The organism is uncultured Roseovarius sp., from assembly GCF_963972555.1.
GTDB lineage: Bacteria > Pseudomonadota > Alphaproteobacteria > Rhodobacterales > Rhodobacteraceae > Roseovarius > Roseovarius mucosus.
Map to the genome: position 1 here is coordinate 114640 of NZ_CAXAUM010000001.1, position 20109 is coordinate 134748.

The 20109-nt window shown below is 61.0% G+C and carries 20 protein-coding genes; 9 read left to right on the forward strand and 11 right to left on the reverse strand.

Annotation, left to right across the window (positions count from 1 at the left end; all coding sequences use genetic code 11):
* Nucleotides 1-9 precede the first annotated feature (9 nt).
* From AACZ65_RS00610 to AACZ65_RS00620, 3 genes are all read left to right on the forward strand, one after another.
* Nucleotides 10-1320 (forward strand): ATPase, encoded by a 1311-nt coding sequence (locus tag AACZ65_RS00610; protein WP_339667628.1) that lies wholly within the window; start codon nt 10-12, stop codon nt 1318-1320.
* Nucleotides 1321-1432: 112 nt separating this feature from the next.
* Nucleotides 1433-2035: a hypothetical protein gene (locus AACZ65_RS00615; RefSeq protein WP_037272207.1), complete on the forward strand. Its 603-nt coding sequence runs from the start codon at nt 1433-1435 to the stop codon at nt 2033-2035.
* A gap of 34 nt (nt 2036-2069) precedes the next feature.
* Nucleotides 2070-2627 (forward strand): YceI family protein, encoded by a 558-nt coding sequence (locus AACZ65_RS00620; RefSeq protein WP_339667436.1) that lies wholly within the window; start codon nt 2070-2072, stop codon nt 2625-2627.
* A gap of 146 nt (nt 2628-2773) precedes the next feature.
* Here AACZ65_RS00620 and AACZ65_RS00625 read toward each other — a convergent pair whose 3' ends face one another.
* Nucleotides 2774-3787: an AraC family transcriptional regulator ligand-binding domain-containing protein gene (locus AACZ65_RS00625; RefSeq protein WP_339667437.1), complete on the reverse strand. Its 1014-nt coding sequence runs from the start codon at nt 3785-3787 to the stop codon at nt 2774-2776.
* Nucleotides 3788-3971: 184 nt separating this feature from the next.
* Here AACZ65_RS00625 and AACZ65_RS00630 point away from each other — a divergent pair, with 184 nt between their 5' ends.
* From AACZ65_RS00630 to AACZ65_RS00645, 4 genes are read left to right on the forward strand one after another with little or no spacing between them, the layout of a single operon-like run.
* Nucleotides 3972-5660 carry an acyl-CoA dehydrogenase gene (locus tag AACZ65_RS00630; protein ID WP_339667438.1) on the forward strand — a complete coding sequence of 563 codons (1689 nt, stop codon included), beginning with the start codon at nt 3972-3974 and terminating at the stop codon, nt 5658-5660.
* 21 nt (nt 5661-5681) lie between these two features.
* Nucleotides 5682-6491 carry a methylthioacryloyl-CoA hydratase gene (dmdD, locus tag AACZ65_RS00635; RefSeq protein WP_339667439.1) on the forward strand — a complete coding sequence of 270 codons (810 nt, stop codon included), beginning with the start codon at nt 5682-5684 and terminating at the stop codon, nt 6489-6491.
* A gap of 16 nt (nt 6492-6507) precedes the next feature.
* The gene (locus AACZ65_RS00640) at nt 6508-8118 is read left to right on the forward strand and encodes an AMP-binding protein (protein ID WP_339667440.1); all 1611 of its coding nucleotides are present in this window, start codon (nt 6508-6510) and stop codon (nt 8116-8118) included.
* Between the two features lie 6 nt (nt 8119-8124).
* Nucleotides 8125-9228, forward strand: coding sequence for a dimethylsulfoniopropionate demethylase (locus tag AACZ65_RS00645; RefSeq protein ID WP_339667441.1), 1104 nt, complete (start codon nt 8125-8127; stop codon nt 9226-9228).
* A 379-nt stretch (nt 9229-9607) separates the two neighbouring features.
* On the opposite strand, the gene AACZ65_RS00650 is transcribed toward AACZ65_RS00645, so the two are convergent.
* From AACZ65_RS00650 to AACZ65_RS00665, 4 genes are all read right to left on the reverse strand, one after another.
* Nucleotides 9608-10600: a DMT family transporter gene (locus AACZ65_RS00650; RefSeq protein WP_339667442.1), complete on the reverse strand. Its 993-nt coding sequence runs from the start codon at nt 10598-10600 to the stop codon at nt 9608-9610.
* Between the two features lie 73 nt (nt 10601-10673).
* Complete coding sequence (locus tag AACZ65_RS00655; RefSeq protein WP_037272188.1) at nt 10674-10895, reverse strand: 4-oxalocrotonate tautomerase family protein; 222 nt, start codon at nt 10893-10895, stop codon at nt 10674-10676.
* Between the two features lie 4 nt (nt 10896-10899).
* Nucleotides 10900-11280, reverse strand: coding sequence for a nuclear transport factor 2 family protein (locus tag AACZ65_RS00660; protein WP_037272185.1), 381 nt, complete (start codon nt 11278-11280; stop codon nt 10900-10902).
* A gap of 395 nt (nt 11281-11675) precedes the next feature.
* Nucleotides 11676-12590 (reverse strand): LysR family transcriptional regulator, encoded by a 915-nt coding sequence (locus AACZ65_RS00665; RefSeq protein ID WP_339667443.1) that lies wholly within the window; start codon nt 12588-12590, stop codon nt 11676-11678.
* Between the two features lie 72 nt (nt 12591-12662).
* On the opposite strand from AACZ65_RS00665, the gene AACZ65_RS00670 reads away from it, so the two are divergent.
* The gene (locus tag AACZ65_RS00670; RefSeq protein ID WP_339667444.1) at nt 12663-13343 is read left to right on the forward strand and encodes a flavodoxin family protein; all 681 of its coding nucleotides are present in this window, start codon (nt 12663-12665) and stop codon (nt 13341-13343) included.
* 207 nt (nt 13344-13550) lie between these two features.
* On the opposite strand, the gene AACZ65_RS00675 is transcribed toward AACZ65_RS00670, so the two are convergent.
* Entirely contained in the window at nt 13551-14480 is a 930-nt protein-coding gene (locus AACZ65_RS00675) for a LysR substrate-binding domain-containing protein (protein ID WP_339667445.1), read from the reverse strand.
* 88 nt (nt 14481-14568) lie between these two features.
* On the opposite strand from AACZ65_RS00675, the gene AACZ65_RS00680 reads away from it, so the two are divergent.
* Nucleotides 14569-15237, forward strand: a complete 669-nt coding sequence (locus AACZ65_RS00680; RefSeq protein ID WP_339667446.1) for an NAD(P)H-dependent oxidoreductase — start codon at nt 14569-14571, stop codon at nt 15235-15237.
* A gap of 74 nt (nt 15238-15311) precedes the next feature.
* Here AACZ65_RS00680 and AACZ65_RS00685 read toward each other — a convergent pair whose 3' ends face one another.
* The 5 genes from AACZ65_RS00685 to AACZ65_RS00705 are packed head-to-tail and all read right to left on the reverse strand — an operon-like array spanning nt 15312 to nt 20107.
* Nucleotides 15312-16013 carry an urea carboxylase-associated family protein gene (locus tag AACZ65_RS00685; protein ID WP_339667447.1) on the reverse strand — a complete coding sequence of 234 codons (702 nt, stop codon included), beginning with the start codon at nt 16011-16013 and terminating at the stop codon, nt 15312-15314.
* Between the two features lie 2 nt (nt 16014-16015).
* Complete coding sequence (locus AACZ65_RS00690; protein WP_339667448.1) at nt 16016-16909, reverse strand: polysaccharide deacetylase; 894 nt, start codon at nt 16907-16909, stop codon at nt 16016-16018.
* Entirely contained in the window at nt 16906-18174 is a 1269-nt protein-coding gene (locus AACZ65_RS00695) for an amidase family protein (RefSeq protein ID WP_339667449.1), read from the reverse strand. The genes AACZ65_RS00690 and AACZ65_RS00695 overlap by 4 nt, the downstream gene beginning before the upstream one ends.
* Complete coding sequence (locus tag AACZ65_RS00700) at nt 18171-19289, reverse strand: ABC transporter ATP-binding protein (RefSeq protein ID WP_339667450.1); 1119 nt, start codon at nt 19287-19289, stop codon at nt 18171-18173. The genes AACZ65_RS00695 and AACZ65_RS00700 overlap by 4 nt, the downstream gene beginning before the upstream one ends.
* Complete coding sequence (locus AACZ65_RS00705; RefSeq protein WP_339667451.1) at nt 19286-20107, reverse strand: ABC transporter permease; 822 nt, start codon at nt 20105-20107, stop codon at nt 19286-19288. The genes AACZ65_RS00700 and AACZ65_RS00705 overlap by 4 nt, the downstream gene beginning before the upstream one ends.
* Nucleotides 20108-20109: the final 2 nt, after the last annotated feature.

Genomic DNA, 20109 nt, shown 5'->3' on the forward strand with positions numbered 1-20109 from the left:
GCAGACCAGATGAACATGCAGGCCAGCACCGGCGTTCAGCCGCCCCCGCCCCCGTCCCGGCTGGAGGAAATGCAATTGCCGGTCGTGATGATGCGGGACATCCTGCTCAAGACCATGTTCCGCAAAAACCTCGACCTTGCCACCGACATCGCCGAGGCGATCTGCCTGCCGCGCGCCGTCACGCAAGAACTGATCGACATGGCCCGCAGCCAGAAACTGATCGAGGCCACCGGCACACTCAACGCCAATTCCGGCGGCGAAATGGGCTATCAACTGACCGATGCCGGCAAATCCCGCGCCCTCGACGCGCTCAGCCAATCGGAATATTTCGGGGCCATGCCCGTGCCCCTCTCGGTTTACCGCGAACAGGTCAAGCGTCAGTCGATCCGCAACATTCAGGTCACGCGCGAGCAACTGACCAATGCCATGGGTCACCTGATCCTGCCCAATGCCCTGCTCGATCACCTCGGTCCCGCAGTCAGCGCTGGCCGTTCGATCCTGATGTATGGCCCGCCCGGCAACGGCAAATCCTCGATCTCCAATGGCATTCGCGATGCCATGGGCGACAAGATCTACGTGCCCCGCGCCATCGAATATTCCGGTCAGGTCATCACCGTCTACGATCCCATCGTCCATTCATCGGCCGAGGTCGAGATTGACGATCCCAATTCCCTGCGCCGCAAACGCACCTTTGATACGCGCTATGTCCGCTGCGAACGCCCGACCGTGATCACCGGCGGCGAACTTAGCCTGTCGATGCTTGATCTCGTCTATAACCCCACCGCGCGCACCTATCAGGCGCCGCTGCAACTCAAATCCACCGGCGGCATCTTTATCGTCGACGACCTTGGCCGTCAGGCCGAACCGCCGCAGGCCCTCGTCAACCGCTGGATCGTGCCCCTGGAAGAGGCCAAGGATATTCTCGCCCTGCAATCGGGTGAGAAATTCGAGGTGCCGTTCGATACGCTGGTGATTTTCTCGACCAACTTTCACCCCAACTCGATCTTCGACAAGGCCGCGCTGCGCCGGATTTTCTACAAGATCAAGATCGACGGCCCCTGCCAATCCGACTTCCTCAAGATCTTCGCCATGGTCGCCCGCAAGAAGGGCATGCCGCTCGACGAGGCCGCGCTGATCTACCTGATCAAGGAAAAATACCCCACGATCGACAATGTCTATGCCAATTATCAGCCGGTCTTTCTGATCGACCAGATGATCTCGATCTGCAACTTTGAGGGCATCCCCTATCAGATGACCCCCGAACTCATCGAACGTGCATGGGCCAATATGTTCGTGCGCGAGGAAGAGATCCTGCACTAGGCGGCTTTGCCTGCAAGAAAGGTTGATGCCGCGCGCGAGACAGATGCTGGTCTGTATCATGGCCGTGCACAGCCCGATTGAGAACATTTAGCGAACACGCTATCCTGTCCCCATGACGATTCCGCTTCTCAGCCGCGACAGCCACCGCCCTGCCCTGCGCCTGCTGGGCGCGCTCGACTTGGCCCTCACCCGCCTGCATGAATGCACCGGCCCCGCCCGCCACAGTTTTGCGCTGCTCCTCATCGGGGCCCTGCGCGGTCCCGTGCTCTGGATCGCCCCCGCTTGGGCGCGCGACCGCCTCAACCCCGATGGCATCTGCCCCCTCACCGGGGCCGAGAATGGCCCGGAATCCCTCATCTTCATCACACCTGAGCGGCGCGAGGATCTCTTGTGGTGCATGGAAGAGGCCCTGCGCAGCGGGGCCGCCCCGCTCATCATCGCCGACCTGCCAGAACCGCCCGCCCTCACCCCGGTCCGCCGCCTGCATCTCGCCGCCGAAGAAGGCGCGGCGCGCGGTCCTCACCGCCCCTTGGGCCTGATCCTCACACCGGGCGATGGTGGCGCACCCGGCGTGGAAACCCGCTGGCACATGGCCCCGGCGCATGACCCACAGATCGACCGCTGGCACCTCACCCGCCGCCGCGCCCGCACAGCCCCCCCCGCCGAATGGCATCTTACCGGCCAACCCGGCGCATGGGCGCTCAAGCAAACGTGACATCCGTTTGCCCACAGCGCGCGTATTCTTTCTCATGATCCGCCGCATCGCCCTCGCCTTCTGCCTGATCACCACGCAGGCCACCGCCGCACCAGAGGCTTACCGCCTCGACACGGCCCGCTCCACCGTGGGCTTCACCTATGACTTCCCCATCGGCGACAATCGCGGCACCATGCCGATCACAGCGGCGGATATGCGGATTGATCTGGGCAACCTCAGCGCCAGCCGGATTGATGTGACCCTCAACGCGACCGGAGTCCGCGCCGGGTTTCCCTTCGCCGCAGAGGCGATGAAGGGCAGCGAATTGCTCGACGCAGCCCGCCATCCAGCCATCACCTTCCGCTCGACCGCGATCACCGGCACCCTGCAAGAGGCCCGGATCACCGGCCTCTTGACCGTGCGCGGCGTCACCCACCCCGTCACCCTCACCGCCGGCCTCTACCGCCAAGCCGAAACCGACCCCAAGGACCTCTCCCACCTCACAATCCTCCTCACCGGCACCCTCAACCGCCACAGCTTCGGCGCAAGCGGCTATGCCACCCTCGTCGGCCCCGAGATCGGGTTGAGGATCGTGGCACAGGTGGAGAGGTAGGGGCAGAACGCGGTCGCTCGCGGCACAAAGCCCCAAGAGCCGCTTTGCCGAACCAAGCGAGCTTCGCTGCGCCAGCCATATAGACGCAGTGGCAAAAGTGCTGGATCAGATCACCCGTGAAGAGATGTCAATGTTCGAACCCGAAGTTACAATCGGTAAGATCCGGGCGTCCGATTGGTCCACTTGTGAAAGGCCCGGTGGAAGTTCGACGGTGCGGAAAAGCCGGTGTCAAAGGCGATCTGTTCGATACTGTCCGTCCCTTGCTGAAGCGCGCGGATAGCGATGTCGCGGCGCAGAGCGTCCTTTATGTCCTGAAAGGATGTTCCTTCCTCCTTCAGGCGGCGGTTCAACGTTCGGGGCGTCATCTTCAGGGCGTGGGCCGCATCCGGGAGTTGGCAGCTCTGCCATGTCGCTCCGTAAAGAAAGGCGCGGACGCGAAGGCTATTCGTGTGGGCGCGCGAGCTGGTGAAAATCCAGTCAAGCGGCGCCCGTTGTAGAAACACGGATGCTTCGGCCGGGCTGCGGGTGATCGGACGGTCAAAGTGGCGCGGATCGAATAGGATGCTGGTATGCTGTGCGCCGAACGCGACCGGGCAGGGAAAAACCACCGCGTAGTCGGCCGCGAAATGCGGACGGGCAAAGGCAAAGCGTATCTCTTTCACCGAGGTTTCCGACCCGCCCAGCCAAGACAGAAGCCCATGCGCCAATTTGAGGATCAGCATGTGACCAAATCGCTGAGGCTCGGTGTCCGGGGAGCAAGGGATCAATGACAGCTCCACCTCCTCATAGCTGTTCCGCAATTCCAGGCGAAAATCATCCAGGAGCAGGTTCCAGAACGTCGAGAACCGAAACAGCGCTGAGACCAGGCTGCTCGCCTCACGCTGCACGGTCAAAAGATGCTGCAAAGCGCGAGGGCGGATCGGGCGGCTCCAGAGCCCCATCATTTCATCACCGGTCTCCGCCGCGGCCAGCTGGTAAAGGGTGGCGATTTCCTTGAGCGTCACGCGCTGCGTAGGCACCATGGGGATGGTTTGCAGACCCGAGCGCTCTAGCAGAGAGGCCATCGCCTGCGGTGTGCATCGAGACTTCAGCGCGTCGAGCCAGTCCTGGATGAACCCCGCCGAAACTGTCGTCAGAGAGATAGGATCATGACTGGTCATGGGGGCTCTGATGGCGTGATCTGATATGATTTTGGCATAAAATGAGCTTATTGGCAAGTTATTCACCAGTTAAATGACAGGAAGCAATAGTTACCGTGGAGAGCCTCGAATGTCCTATCTGCCGCCCGTGCAAGATTTGATGTTCTGTATCGAACACCTGTCCCATTGGGAAAGGGTGTCCGCTATGGACGCGTATTCTGACTGCGAGCTGTCGGATATTGGTGCCGCACTGGAAAGCTATGCCCGGTTTTGCGCCGAACAGATCGTGCCATTGTCTCATATAGGCGACACCTTGGGTGCCCGGTTTGAGAATGGCCGTGTGACCATGCCCGAAGGTGACGCGCAGGCCTATGCACGGTTTATCGAAATGGGCTGGCAGGCGCTGACACATCCGGCGGAATATGGCGGCATCGGGCTGCCGCGTGCCGTGGGCGCGGCGGCGAAAGAGATGCTAAATGCCGCCGACATGAGCTTTGGTCTTTGTCCGCTGCTGACCGACGGGGCGATCGAGGCGCTGCTGCTGACCGGTTCGGACGAGCAGAAAGCCACCTATCTTGGGCCGCTGATCGAAGGGCGCTGGTCCGGCACGATGAACCTGACCGAACCGCAGGCGGGCAGCGATCTGGGCCGGGTGGCAACAAAGGCGGTGCGGCGCGCCGACGGCACCTATGGCATCTCTGGCACCAAGATTTTCATCACCTATGGCGCCCATGATCTGACCGAGAACATCATTCACCTCGTGTTGGCGCGCACACCTGATGCGCCATCCGGGCCGAAGGGGTTGAGCCTTTTCATCGTGCCGCAGAAACTGGTGGAACCGGACGGTACGCCGGGGGCCGAGAACGCGGTCAACTGTGTGAGCATCGAACACAAACTGGGCGTGCGCGCCAGCCCGACGGCTGTGCTGGAATACGACGATGCCACCGGATTCCTGATCGGCGAGGAAAATAGCGGGCTGGAACACATGTTCATCATGATGAACGCCGCGCGGTTCTCGGTGGGTGTGCAGGGGATTGCGCTCTCCGAGAGGTCTTATCAGCGGGCTTTGGCCTACGCGCGCGACCGCGTGCAGAGCCGCCCTGTGAATGGTCAGAGCAAGCACGCCGTGCCGATCATCGAACACCCTGACGTGCGCCGCATGTTGATGCGGATGCGCAGCCTGACCGAAGGCGGACGGGCGATGGCTGCTGCGACTGCGGGGCTGTTGGACATGGCGCACCACAGGGGTGATCCCGAGACCATCGCAGAGGCCGAATTCATGGTCCCGCTGGTCAAGGGCTTTTGCACCGAACGCGCGGTCGAAGTCGCATCGTTGGGCATACAAATCCATGGCGGCATGGGCTTCATCGAAGAAACCGGCGCAGCACAGCACTACCGCGACGCTCGCATCCTGCCGATTTACGAGGGCACCACAGCCATTCAGGCAAATGACCTGCTGGGGCGCAAGGTGATGCGAGACGGGGGGGCAATCGCCCGCCTGTTCGCCGCCCGAATTGCGGAAACCGAAGCAAGGCTGGCAAGCGGCGACGCATCGGCCCAGGCGATCGGCACACGTCTCGCGCAGGCGCGCGGCGCTTTCGAAGCTGCCCTGGACTGGATGCTGGAAAACAGCCGCAAGGATATCGACGCGGCCTTTGCGGGCTCTGTCCCCTTCCTGATGCTTTCCGGCACACTGGCGGCGGGCTGGATGCTGGCCAAGGGGGCGCTGGCGGCGCAAACCGCGCGCGACGCGGGACAGGACACTGCGTTTCTGACCCAGAAGATCGCCACCGCGCTGTTCTATGCCCAGCACATCCTGCCCGAATGCGCCACCGAACAAGCCCGCATCCTGCACGGCGCACAAAGCCTGCTGGACGCGGCCTTCCCCGATTGATCCATCGAAAGGACCTAACCCATGAATGACGTCGTGAACCCCGACACCTACGAACGCCTCGCGATTTCCGCGCGTGACAATGGCCTCTATGTGGTGACGCTGAACCGCCCTGACAAACGCAACGCGCTCGATGTGCTCACCATTGAGGAGCTGATCCGCTTCTTCAGCGGCGCGCGCATGGCGGGCGTCAGGGCGGTATTGCTCGAAGGCGCGGGCGATCACTTCTGCGCCGGTCTCGATCTCGTCGAACATTGGAAGGCCGACCGCAGCGCCGATGACTTCATGCACGTCTGCCTGCGCTGGCACGAAGCCTTCAACAAGATGGAATATGGCGGCGTTCCGATCATTGCCGCGCTAAAGGGCGCGGTTGTCGGGGGCGGGCTGGAACTGGCCAGCGCCGCCCATGTGCGCGTGATCGACCCCGGCACCTATTTCGCTCTGCCCGAAGGCCAACGCGGGATCTTTACCGGTGGCGGCGCGACGATCCGGGTGTCTGACATGATCGGCAAATATCGCATGATCGACATGATCCTCACGGGCCGTGTCTATCAGGGCCAACAGGCCGTCGATCTGGGTCTGGCGCAATACATCACCGAACCGGGCGGCAGCTTTGCCAAGGCGATGGAACTGGCGGACAAGGTCGCGCAGAACCTGCCGCTGACGAACTTCGCGATCTGTTCGGCCGTCAGCCACATGAACAATATGTCCGGCATGGACGCCGCCTATGCCGAGGCCTTCGTGGGCGGCATCGTCAACACCCAGCCCGCCGCGCGCGAACGTCTTGAAGCCTTCGCAAACAAGACCGCCGCCCGCGTGCGGCCCATCGATTAAGCCAGGCGGATCCGGGATGCGTCAACATTTCGAGGCTCTTCAAAAGACAGAGGCCAACCATATGCCCTTGTCGCCCCTGTCCTTCCTGCGCCGCGCCGAAAGCCTGCATGCCGCGCGCACGGCGCTGATCTATGGTGACATCCGGCGCAGCTGGGCCGAAACCTGTGACCGCATTCGTGCGGTGGCGGCAGGGCTCATGGGGCTTGGCGTTGCGCCGGGCGATACCGTCTCGGTGCTCAGCCCGAACATTCCCGAACTGTTCGAGCTGCATTTCGCGCTCCCTCTGACAGGCGCGGTGCTGAACACGCTCAACACCCGGCTGGAGCCCGAAACCATCGCCTATATCCTGGATCACGCGGATACCAGGCTGGTGGTTGTCGACCGGGAACTGGTGCCGCTGCTGTCACAGGCCTTTGACCGTCTTGGCCGCACGCTGCCCGTGGTCGAGATCACCGATCCGAATGCGCCCGGCGAAACCCTTGGCGGCCCGACCTATGACAGCCTGCTGGCAAACGAGCCCTTGCCGGTTGTCCTGCCGGATGATGAATGGAATGCGATTGCGCTGAATTACACGTCCGGCACCTCCGGGCGGCCCAAAGGTGTCGTCTATCACCACCGCGGGGCCTACCTGATGGCGCTTGGCACCGGAACCGCGTGGCAGATGCCACCTTATCCGATCTACCTTTCGGTCGTGCCCATGTTCCACTGCAACGGTTGGGGGCATCCTTGGCTGATGGCGATGCTCGGGGGAACGATGGTCTTCACCCGCGTTCCGGCAGCAGACCGCATCCTTGCCGCGATCCGCACCCATCGCGTGACCCATTTCGGCGCAGCCCCTATCGTCTTGCAGATGCTTGCCGAGGCCGAAAGCAACGCCAAGCCCTTTGATCCCGCGATCCGCGTTCTGACCGCAGGCGCACCGCCGCCACCTTCGGTGCTGGAAAAGACCCGAGCCATGGGGTTCGACGTCATGCAGGTCTATGGCCTGACGGAAACCTACGGCCATATCTCGCAGTGTCTATGGCAAGAGGACTGGGACGACCTGACTCCTGCGGAACAATCCGAATTGCAGGCGCAACAGGGTATTGCCTTTCCCATGGTCGAAGAGGTCACCGTAATCGACCGCGCAAGCGGCGCGCCCGTTCCGCGCGACGGCACCACCCAAGGTGAAATCGCCATTCGCGGCAATACGGTCATGGCGGGCTACTACAAGGACGCCGAGGCCACCGCAGCGGCATTTGCAGATGGCTGGTTCTGGTCCGGCGATGGCGCTGTCGTTCATGCAAACGCCTATATCCAGATCCGCGACCGCCTGAAGGACGTAATCATCTCGGGCGGGGAAAACATTTCCTCGGTCGAGGTTGAGGCCGTGCTTTATCGCCACGACGCCGTTCAGGCTGCCGCCGTGGTCGCCATGCCGCATGAAAAATGGGGCGAGGTCCCCTGCGCCTTTGTGGAATTGCGTGACGGGGTACAGGCCACTTCGGACGAACTCATCGCCTTCTGCCGGGCCAATCTGGCTGGCTTCAAAGCCCCCAAGTCTATCATTTTCGAAACCCTCCCCAAAACATCAACCGGCAAGATCCAGAAGTTCCAGCTTCGCAATCGCGCCAAAAGCCTAGAGTAACCTGGAATGGCCCTGATCTCCCCCTCACGCCGACTGCGGCGCACCCCCTTTTCCGACGGCGTCGAGGCCGCCGGAGTAAAGGCCTATACCGTCTACAACCATATGCTGCTGCCGACGGTCTTTCGTTCGGTGGAGGAGGATTACCACCACCTCAAGCAGGCTGTGCAGGTTTGGGACGTCGCCTGCGAACGCCAGGTCGAATTGCGCGGCCCCGATGCCGGGCGTCTAATGCAACTGCTAACCCCGCGCGACCTGCGGTCAATGCTGCCCGGCCAGTGCTATTATGTGCCCATCGTCGACGAAACCGGCGGCATGTTGAACGACCCCGTTGCGGTCAAGCTGGCCGAGGACCGCTGGTGGATCTCCATCGCTGACAGCGATCTGCTATATTGGATCAAGGGACTGGCCTATGGCTATCGCCTTGACGTGCTGGTGGACGAACCCGACGTGTCACCTCTCGCCGTGCAGGGCCCGCGCGCTGATGACCTGATGGCGGCAGTCTTTGGCGATGCGGTGCGCGACGTCCGCTTCTTCCGTTTCGCACATCTGGATTTCCAGGGGCACGACATGGTTGTTGCGCGATCGGGCTACTCGAAACAGGGCGGTTTCGAGATCTACGTCGAGGGTGAAGACCTTGGCATGCCGCTTTGGAACGCCCTGATGGAGGCCGGCAAGTCGATGGACGTTCATGCCGGCTGCCCCAACCTGATCGAACGGATCGAGGGTGGTTTGCTATCCTACGGAAACGACATGACCGACGACAACACGCCGCACGAATGCGGGCTCGGAAAGTTCTGCAACACCCAGACCGCCATTGGCTGTATCGGCCGCGATGCCTTGCTGCGCGTCGCCAAGGAAGGCCCGGTCAAGCAGATCCGTGCGCTGGAGATCGACGGCCCTGCCGTACCCGGATGCGACCGCTGGTGGCCGCTGAAGCACGGGGCGAAAACGGTCGGCCGCATCTCCTCGGCCGCCTGGTCGCCGGATTTCAAGACGAATGTCGCCATCGGCATGGTGCGCATGACCCATTGGAACGACGGCACCGAACTGACCGTCGAGACGCCGGCCGGGCCGCGACAGGCCAAAGTTCGCCAGAATTTCTGGGCATAGCAGCGTTTCGCAACAACATTGGAGACAACACGCAAGCTCTTGGCATGGCCAAAGGGTTCATTCGAGCAGCACTTCGGGTTCAACCGAAAACCAGATCAGTGCTCGAAGTCTTGGCGTTGTCTCCAATGGTCGCGTTGGCAAAGACTGCTGTCCTGCTGCAAGACGGATGCGCCTCCCCGCAGCGGTATCGAGACTTCTTCAATTTGAAGAGGTCGACTGCCGACCGGCAATGGGAACGCCCTGAGCCTAGAACGGTTCGTGTTTCGACATGGCAAGTGCGTTTTCATGAAGAGATCGCCACATCTCTTGTCAAACTTGCTTTGCATTCTGCCTTCGATAGGTGCGCGTAACGCTCTGTGTCGTGTTTTTCGAGTGCCGCTCAGGAAAGCTTCGGGCCAATGTTCCAGATAAACAAACCCATCACGACGACCCCAAGGGCGAGGGCGTCCGACACTTGAGGAACTTGGCCAAGGACCGGCACAGCCAGTACGGCCGCGACGCCGGGTGTCAGGGCAGACAGTCCGGACGCCTGCCCACCGATGAGACGAAGCGCCCGGCCGAAAGCATATATTGAAATCACGCCCGAAATGATGCCCTGAAAGACGGCCTGAAAGGCAATGTCGGACCATTGCGCCGCGGCAATGTTGGACAGATCGGAAACGATCCAAAGTGGCAACAGCCAAATTGTCGATACAGCGCCCACTATGGCGGTCGCTAGGAACGCAGGGATTTCGAAGGCTCGGATCGTTACGGTGAAACAGGCCCAACAGAGCGCACCCAACAAGAAGAGAAGGTGTCCAAACCGCACATCTAGCACGGCCAACTGATCCGAGCCGCGCAGAAGGATTGTCACTGCGCCGGAAATGATGAGCATGAGGGCAACAGCATCGCCTTTGCTCAACCTCTGGCCCAGGAACAGACAGGCCAAAGCAACGGCAAAAACAGGCATCAAGCCAGGAACCATGGCACCCGCGTGGGCCACCGGCGCAAAGCCCAATCCGTGGCCCACGAGCAATGTGAAGGGTGCCCCGTAGACGGACAGCAGCAAGCATCGTGCTGCGCCCAGTCGGGCAACAATGCGACGGTGGCGCCAAAGCAAAGGGCCCAGCACCACCGTCGGGATGACGGCGCGAAATCCGGCAAGATCCAAGACCGAAAGAGACGTCGTGCGGCCGGCAGAGGTCAGCACCAGCCAACTCGCCCAGATCAACACGGCGAGCGACATCCAGGCATAGCCCGCTGCCGTTGCACTTCTTTGGCGGGCCGTTTGCCTGTCACGCCCCTTGCAGGGCGGATAGCCCGCGCGTTGCGTCGAGACGGCAGTGTTCCGATCGGCGGGCGGCCTTGAAATGACCCAAAGAATTCCTGACATCGGACAAGCCTTTCCTGCCGGGGCGCCTGCAACCGCACCGTCGCCATTGGATGATTGCATGGGATCCGGGTGGTCAGGTCCGTTCCGCGCGAATGGTGCTGACTTGCCGACCCTCTAAGCCCCAATTCTCGAGTGGAACTTCATCGATGACAACAAACGTGGTGGCCGGGGTCTTGCCCAGAACTTTAAACAGCAGATCCGTGACTCCGGCGACGAGCTGTCGCTTTTCTTCCGTCGAAGGGCCCGTTCCTGTCGGGCCACCTTCTTGCGTTACCTTGATGTTTACGTAGGGCATTCGTTCAGTCCTTTCGCGCAACGAATGAGAAAACCTTAGTGAGCACGCGCCACCCTTCATCCGTATTGATGATCGTCAGCAAGTCTTGGTAGTTGCGGCCCATCATCGTCATGCGAGCCTCGACAATGCCGATGCGATCTCCCTTGAACTCGATCCGTTCGACGATCTCTTCTCTGGCGTCGCCGCGTGAGGCTGGTGGCGTCCGAGCATCGATCCGCGCCATGTAGTCTTCAAGCCCCATATGCTCGTAAGTATCAGCAGTCCCGTTCACATAGGTGAGATCCGTGTGAAAGACGGATCGCAAAACCGTGCTGTTTGAGTGATAGAGACCATCGAAGTAGAGCTTCATGAGTTCGCGAACTTCGGTTTCATTCGATCCAGTCATCGCGCAAGACTTCCCGTCACAAAGTTAGCCTTCGCCATAGGTCGAGGGCCGAGATCGCGCGGCTTGCTGTGATCGGCAATGCCCCGGGTCCAAGATTTGGAATACAGTTTCATCAAACGCTCCGTTCTAGTGTCTTGCGCAGACCTAGCAACAAAGATCCTCAAATGATAATATCGAGTTTTCATGATTGTGATCATGAAAAAAGATCATGTTGTCCGCGTCACGTCCGCAGTGCGTCATCAAGTGTGTCAGGTGCCGACAAGGGCCAGTTTCGGGACTGCGGTCCGACAATACCCGCGTGACCGCCCGTATGCGCGTAAAGTCGCGGGCACCGACGACAAACCCACCCGCTCAGCTTCAGTAACCGCGTCACACGCGGCCAACGGCTTTTCACCTCAACGTGGCATTTCCGAAAATCTTTCCCAGATGCTCGACATGACTTTTCCCATCGGGCGATCCCGGCGTCTGATTGCGAATATCTCCGTGCGGCGTGGAGGGTAGCCCTCGACGGCGAGGGGGACGAGCTCGCCTGACGCCAACTCTTCGGCCATCAGGTGTTCTGGAATTCCACCCCACCCCAAGCCTGCCTTGATAATTGATTTCTTGGCCTCAAAATCCGAAACGGTCCATCGCTGCCCGCCAGAGAGCAAGTCACGACTTTGGTCGTAATCCTTTCCGCCCGTTCCCGAAACGATGACTTGAGTGTAGCCCTGCATCTCGCGCCGCGACCTGACGCCTGGCCGGTAAGCTGCTGGAAACCCGGGGCTGGCCACGGGTCGTATCGTGATCGTGCCAACCGGGAGCGTTTCGACTTCGTCGATCGGCACGCCATCAAGCCCCGCAATGATCAGGTCGGCTTCACCCTTCATGAGGCGCGCCAACGGACCGCCCATCATTTCGGTCACCAGCTTGACATGTGTTCCGGGAAAGGCGCGCCCGACATCTCCCAAAATGCTCAGGATCGGATCGAGAGGCATTGTTGCTGTCATCGCGATCGAAATCATTGGCTCCTGCTCACTCCGGAGTCCGGCTGCCACAGTTTTCAATCCATGAACTTGCTCTAGAACCCGCGTCACTTCGCGAAAGAAAACCTCGCCTTCCGGGGATAACCTTGGTCTGTAGGAATCGCGCAAGAAGAGATCGAAACCCAGTTCGTCCTCAAGCTTTTTGATTTGATGGCTGACAGCGGACTGCGCCTTGTTCAGCCGATCAGCCGCCCCGCGGAAGGTTCCGGAGGCAACGATCGCGTCTAGGGCTACGAGTTGATCCAATGTCATATGGCGGCTCAGGTGATCTGTTTTGTAGATCATAATCATGAAAACTCGATATTATCAACTTGCGCTCCTCATCGATATCTCCGAGCAAGACATCGCAACAGGGGTTTGGACAAAGCTCTTCTCCAAGAACCTGGTGTCGCTTGTAACAGCAACCCGGCCCGCGAGGTCGACGCAACTCACAAGGAGAAAGAAATGGTGAAGATAGCAATCGTCTACCACAGTGGATACGGCCACACCGCAGTTCAGGCCCAAGCGGTTTTCCGCGGCGCAAGCGAAGTTGCCGGTGCAGACGTCACACTGATCCCGGTCGAAGAGTGCGCGACGCATTGGGAGATTTTTGACGCGGCCGACGCTATCGTCTTCGGCGCACCGACATATTTCGGAAGTGCATCCGCGCAATTCAAATCCTTTCTGGACGAAACGTCGGGCCGGTGGCTCGAAGGTCGATGGGCCAACAAGCTGGCCGCCGGGTTCACCAATTCGGCCGGCATGAGCGGCGACAAACTGGCGACACTTCAACAGATCAACCATTTCGCAATGCAGCACGGTATGGTCTGGGTCGGGCTGGGGCTGCCGCCAGGGAACAACACCAGCACAGGCTCGCCCGAGGATCTGAATCGCCTCGGCGGGTTCTTGGGCGCGATGTCGCAAGCAGATGCTGATGTTCCGCCCGAAGTTGCACCGTCGGGCTCGGACCTCAGAACCGCCGAATACCTTGGCCGCCGTGTCGCAGAGGCCGCGCATCGCTGGCAATCAGGCCGGGGAGTTAAGGCTGCGACCGCCTGAAACAGGATCAACGGGATAGTCTCTGTCGCTTCGCACACAGCAACGACGGCAACCGAAGGCCCGTTTCATCCGAGTGCCGCTGTTTGGCGGTCTCGGATGCAGCTGGTTTACCGCAACAGCGGCACGCTTTACACACTCAGAAAGAGAGACCCGGATATTTTGGGCGCGGCTGCGTGATCGGACGACTGGAACAATAGGTTTGCCCCCCTATCCGAAAGCACGCGCCCATGAAGCAAAGCGCTCCACTTCGGCAAAACGCGGATGATCGCTGCGGCTCACCGCCCAAAAAGTTCTGCCGGGCAAAACCGCGTCAGACAGGCACACGAGGTGCCCGGCGGCAACAGCGGCACCAGCCAACACGCTAGACGCCAGTACCACGCCCTGACCTGCAAGCGCCGAGTCAATGGCATTGATTTCCTCGGAAAAGTGCTGTGTGACCTCTGGCACCGCATCCCCGAGCCCGGCTGCGTGAGACCAGCGCTGCCAGCTAGGCGACGCTTCCGCGCCGCAATTCCAGCGGTACTGGATCAGCGGCAGGCCCAAAATACCGGCATCATCTTTGATCGGAGTCCGGCGCAGCAGTTCCGGCGCGCAGAGCGGGATCAGGCTGTCTTCGAACAGCGGCAGCCAACAATCTTCGGGCTGCGCCTGGACTGCGTAGCGAACCGCAAAGTCGACACCGCTAGCGGACAGGTCTACCGGCTGGTTGTCGGCCTCGACCTTCAGGTTCAGCCCGGTCTGACTACGCAATGCGGGCAGGCGCCGCATCAGCCAGAGGCTTGCGAAGGCCACCGTGACGGAAACCGTCAGCGGGCTGTCCGTATCCAGTTGCGAAATCCCTGCGATGGCGCTGCTCATGCGGTCGAAACTCTCGCGCAGCACCGGGTACAATGCCGCGCCTTCTGCCGACAGTCGGATCGGGCGCGGATAGCGGTGGAAGAGTTTCACCTCGAGGATCTCTTCCAACTGGCGGATCTGGTGGCTGATCGCGGTTGGCGTAAGGTGAAGCTCGGCCGCGGCTCGGGCGAAGTGCAGATGCCGGGCGGCGGCTTCAAAAGCGCGTAGCGCGTGGAGTGGAGGCAGGCGCCGCATCGGTTCAATCCTTTCAGTTCGGGGTAGCGCCAAGGTGAATTTCATTCATCCTGTCCATGAAAAATTCGCCTTCGCCAGAGGGGCGGCCGCTTGGTAGGCACAATGCGCAATGCATAAACTCAGGAGATTGCCTATGCCCACTCTGTTGCGAATCGATGCAAGCGCTCAGCTCGAAGAACGCTCCCTCACACGTCATCTGACCGGACTGTTCACGCAAAACTTTCTGGCTCAAGCACCGGACACGAAAGTGATCACCCGGGATGTCGGATTGAACCCGATTCCTGCGATCGACCATAAATTCATTCACGCGGCCTTCACCCCGCCAGAAGAGCGCGAACCTTGGATGCACGAGCGTCTGGCGCTGTCCGACGAGTTGGTCGATGAGGTGATCGCGGCGGATATCGTCGTCCTGGGCGCGCCGATGTACAACTATGGAATGCCGACCGCCCTCAAAGGCTGGATCGACCACATCGCACGGATCGGTCGGACCTTTTCTTTTGACCTTGCCCGCGGCGACACACCGATCGAGCCGATCTTGTCGGGAAAACGGCTGGTGGTGCTGTCGTCGCGTGGTGAATTCGGATTTGCCCCAGGTGGTGTGCGTGCCCATCTTAACGCGCTTGACCCGGCTCTGGCGGCTTGTGCGCATTACTTCGGCGTTGCTCAGGCGGATATCGAGACGATCACGATCGAATATCAGGAATTCAAAGACGCGCGCCACGAGGCGTCGGTTGAAGCGGCAGTGGCCCGCACCAGCAACCTGGCCGTGAAACTGGCCGGTGGGGCGGCGCAAGCGGCCTGAAACAAATCTTTGAAACGGCAAAGCTAAGTGGCGCGGATCGAAATCCGCGCCGCCAATTCGTTTTGCAGTCGGGTTCACTCGACCCCCCGGTGTAGCAGGACTTCCAGCGCCTGCGGCTGCGCGTCTGTGCCATTGATCGGCAGCAGGTCCATCGGGCAGCAGGAAATCACCACCACAGCATCCATTTCAGCGCGAAACAGCACATGATCCCCTTTGGTCGAGACAGGGGGCCGCCACTCCATCGCGCCCCCTTCGATGACAGGCGTGTTCATCCAGAGGTTCAGCGGGCAAGGTACTGATCCCGGACGCAAGCCGATTGCCCCCAGCGCCATGCGCAGGTTGTCGGCGCAATTGTCATGATAACCGTGATGTCCAAGTTGGGCATACCGGTGAATATCGCAGGACGCGACAAGCGTGTCGTGAACGCCGGGCGAGGTGTCCTCAAGCAGTGTCAGAATAGGGCGCCGCCGGTTGGTCACCAGCGCATCGCCGGGGCGCGGCGAGACACGCTGCAGCGTCGGACGCAGGTGCTCCATCGACAGATATTCGTTGCAGTCACCTTCGGCAAAAGCCCAGAAATCGCCGATCTGGCTGCCGTCGCGGTTGATAACCGACAGCAGTTCCCCCTTTTTCACGCGCATCGCCCGGCCCTGACGGGCAGGAATGGTGTAGGGGGCATTGGGGCTTAGGCGGCCATCCTCTGCAAGCGTCTGATATGCGCTCGGGTTTTCACCATCGGGCCGTGCGGCATCAAAGGGGGTGTTGAGGGTATCCATGTTTATTTCTCCATCAGGACGGGATGCGTGTAGGGCGCTGCGGGCTCACGATGCGGCTGCCAGGCCCCTTCGGCCTCCTGGCTTGCGGCGTAGGCGGCGATTTCTTCCAGCGGTGCAAACCAGACATCGCCTCGCGACAGCACCTCTTCGAGCCACCGCTCGACAACCCGCCAGCGGGCCAACCGCCCGGTCAGGAACGGGTGCCATATCCCGATCCAGAGCCCGCCAGCCTCGTACTGCGCCTCAAACTCCTCAAATGAGGCCTCCAATCCGCGGTGCGGCGACATCACCGGCATCTTGTAGCCGATCTCGTCAAAATGAGCGAAAGGCGGCCAATCATCGCTGCCCCAATGCACCGGCAATTCGAAAAGAGACCCGGATGCGGTGTCGATCCGATAGGGTAGATCGTCCGCCATCATCGAGCTTTCATAGGTCAACCCGTGCTTCACCGCGAGCGACAGCACCTCGGGGGTGACATTATAGACCGGGGCGCGATAGCCGCGCGGGGTACTGCCGGTCATCTGCAGGTGAACTTCAAGCGCCCGCTCAAACCAATGGGTCTGTTCCTCGGCGCTCTGTTCGGCGGGGTCTTCGTGCAGATACCCATGGTGACCGATCTCATGCCCGCCGGCGAGGATCGCCTCGACCATTTCGGGGTATTGTTCCATCACCCAGCCGGGCATGAAGAAGGACTGTTTGAGCTCCAATCTCCGGTAGGTTTCAAGAATACGCGGCACACCGGAATTCGGGCCATAGCGGCCCATGCTGATCGGATAGAGGCGGCGGTGCCCATCATACGGACGGGCGATGTGGATCAGGCTGTCGGCATCCACGTCAAACGTGATCGCACAGGCGCAGCGGGCCTTGTTCGGCCATCGGATCGGATTGCGGATCATGTCAGAGGCTCCTTTCGCTTTAGCAGCGTTTCGACCATTGCCGCAGTAGCAAGCAGGGTGCGGTCACTGTTTGGCGAACCGACCAACTGCAATCCTACCCAGCAGCCCGAGTCCGTTTTCCCGGCTGGTAGAGAAATGGCAGGCAAATCCAGCAGGCTCGCTGGCATGGTCAGGCGTAGAGCCGCAGTATTCGTTGCGGCAAAGGTTTCAGGATCTTCCAGCAGCGGTGCCAGCTGCGGGGCTTCGATGGCAACCGTCGGCAGGAGGTAGATGGTATCAGAGGTTCGGACGGTTTCGCGCAACGCTCTGGCGCCCTGTTTGACGCGCGCGATCTTGTCCGGGGCTAGGCAGGCCGACGCACGCAGCCGCGCCGCGATAAAGGGATCAAGGTGATGAGCGTTCTCGGTTTCGAGCAGGTGCCGGTAGGTTTCGACCGCCTCCATGGCACCCGGCCAGCCGCCCGCGCGGATCAGCGCCAGCGCCTCATCCAAAGGCGACTGTCTGGTGCGTTCCATCAGGAAACCCGCCTGTTCGAGAACTGTCACCGCCTCCTTGCAACGCTGGAATACGGGCGCGGCAACACCGCCCACCTCGAGCACGCCGATGGCAACCGAAAGACGGCCGATCGCATTCGCGCTGGCTGCATCGCCTGACAGAATGGCATCCAGTTCCATGATATCGGCAACCGTACGGGCAAAACTTCCAACCGTGTCGTAGCTGGGCGCGAGGGGCATCACACCGCTCATCGGATACCGTCCGCGCGTGGGCCGAAAGCCCACCACACCCTGAAACGCCGCAGGCACCCGGCAAGAGCCAGCAGTATCCGTACCGACGGCCAGGCGGGTGATCCCACGCGACACAGAGGCCGCTGCCCCCGAGGACGAGCCGCCCGGTACCCGCCCCTCTGTCATCGGTGTTCCATAGTGGGGATTATAACCGATCCCGGAAAACGCCAGTTCCGATTGATTGGTGACGCCGATGCTTACCAAACCGGCCTTGCTGGCCCGTTCTACAACCTCTGCATCCGCCAACGCGGGCGCCTCCGCGTGCCGGTGCACAGAGCCCGCACGCGTGGTGACTCCCTTGATCGCAATCATATCCTTCCAAGAGACCGTGCTCCCATCGAGGGGGCCCAATCTTTCGGTGCGATCATCGCTTTGACGCGCTTCCACGCGGGCACGGTCCGGCAACAGGGACAGAAAAACCTCCCCTTCCCGCCCGGCTCGACGCAGAGCGTCCACGGTACTGTCGAGAACAGACCTCATGCAGCCCTCGCCTTGGTGCCCAACCCCGATTGTTGCGCACTCTCCAGAAGAAAGCCGTCGTCGGAGTGCCAAGACGCATAGACCCGTGTGCCGATGCTTGCGTCCAACTGCTCCAGATCGCGCTGTTGGAGCTGTGCCACGAGGTTATGACCTGACGCGGTTTCAAGATGCAAATTGACAACCGCTCCGGCAAACTCCTCAGAGATCAGAGTGCAGGCGATTTCGTTTTCGCCCCAGCCCGGCTCAACCGTCACGGAGATCCTGTCCGCCCGTACAGCCAGATCTGCGGCTGCGCCTTCGGCCAACCCGCTGCTGTGGGAAAGCCGGACTTTGCCGTCGCGTGTGTCCAGAAAGCGCTTGGTGTCCCCCCTGCCCAAAACCTTTCCTTCCAGCAGGCTGATCCCACCGACAAACTGCGCAACAAATTTGCTGCGGGGTCGCAGGAAGATGTCCTGCGGGCTGCCAATTTGCTCCACCCTGCCGGCGTTCATGATGACAACCCGGTCGGCGAGCGAAAAGGCCTCTGAATGGCTGTGGGTGACATAGACAAAGGTGATGCCGAGCTCGCGCTGGAGCTTCTTCAGTTCGCCCTGCATCTTAATGGCCATATGGGCGTCCAGAGCCGAAAGCGGCTCGTCCAAGAGCAGCACTTTGGGTTCCAGCACCAGGCTGCGGGCGAGAGCAACGCGCTGGCGCTGACCACCTGACAGACGCGCGACATTGCGGTCTGCGTAGGTGGAAATGCCCAACCGCTCCAGCCAGTCGTCGGCCCGGCGTCGGCGCTCTGCCCCCGCAACGCCGCGCATCTTTAGTCCGAACTCGACGTTTTCCCGCACGGTCATGAAGGGGAACAGCGCCAGGCTTTGCCAGACCATGGGGGTTTCCCGTTCCCAGACCGGCAGTTGGTCAATCCGGTTGCCCGCAAGGGTGATCTCACCGCGGTCTGCGGTTTCAAGACCGGCAAGCATGCGCAAGCTCGTGGTCTTGCCACAGCCGGACGGCCCCATGATTGCGATGAACTCCCCTTCGGAAATATCCAGCGAAAACTCTTCTACGGCGATGAAGTTACCATAGGACTTGGCTAGCCCGTCCATTTTCAGATGTGTGTTGGTCATGATGTCTCCTCCTTGGACATGGCGCCGCCGCTCTGGCTCAGGACCACGGCAAGCGCGATCAGAACCAGCGTCAGCGTGACGGAAAAACTCAATGTGCCGATGACGTGGATGGTCGGGTCGACCTGCCCCTGAAGCGTGGTCAGAACTGCAACGGGAATGGTCTGGTTCAGGCCACCCGTGAACCAAGAGATCACATACTCGTCGAATGACACGGCAAAGGTGATCAGGAAGGCGGCGAGGATGGCGGGCGACGTATGCGGCAGCACGATACGGCCGAGCGCGGAATGCGGCAGCGCACCGAGGTTCTGGGCTGCGGTTTCCAGCGTCTCATCCAGTTGCGCCAGCCGCAGACGGCAGACCGCCATCGCAAAGGGCGCGGCGATTACGACATGCGCAGCAACCACGGCCGCAAGCGTGCCAGCAATGCCGATGCGGGAGAAGAAAGCCAGCATCGCCAGACCTAGGATGACCAGCGGCACCGTCGGCGGCAGCAAGGCCAGCGCCAGCACGGCTTTCTGGCCAAAGAATCGGAAACGATAATCCGCATAGGCAGCGGCAAATCCCAGGGCTGTGGCGATCAGCGCGGTGATACCCGCAACCGTCAGGCTGTTGCTGAGGGCCTCTAGCATGGCGCGGTCGGTCAGGACCTGCATATACCATTTGGTGCTGAACCCGGACATGTTGAGGCTTGGAAAGCGGTCGGCGCTGAAGGAAAACAGGACCGCCGACAGGATCGGTGCGTAGAGCAGCAGGAAAACCAATGCGAGTCCGGCAACCCAGAATGCTTTTGGCAAGGCGTGTTTCAGATGCGGAGGCATGT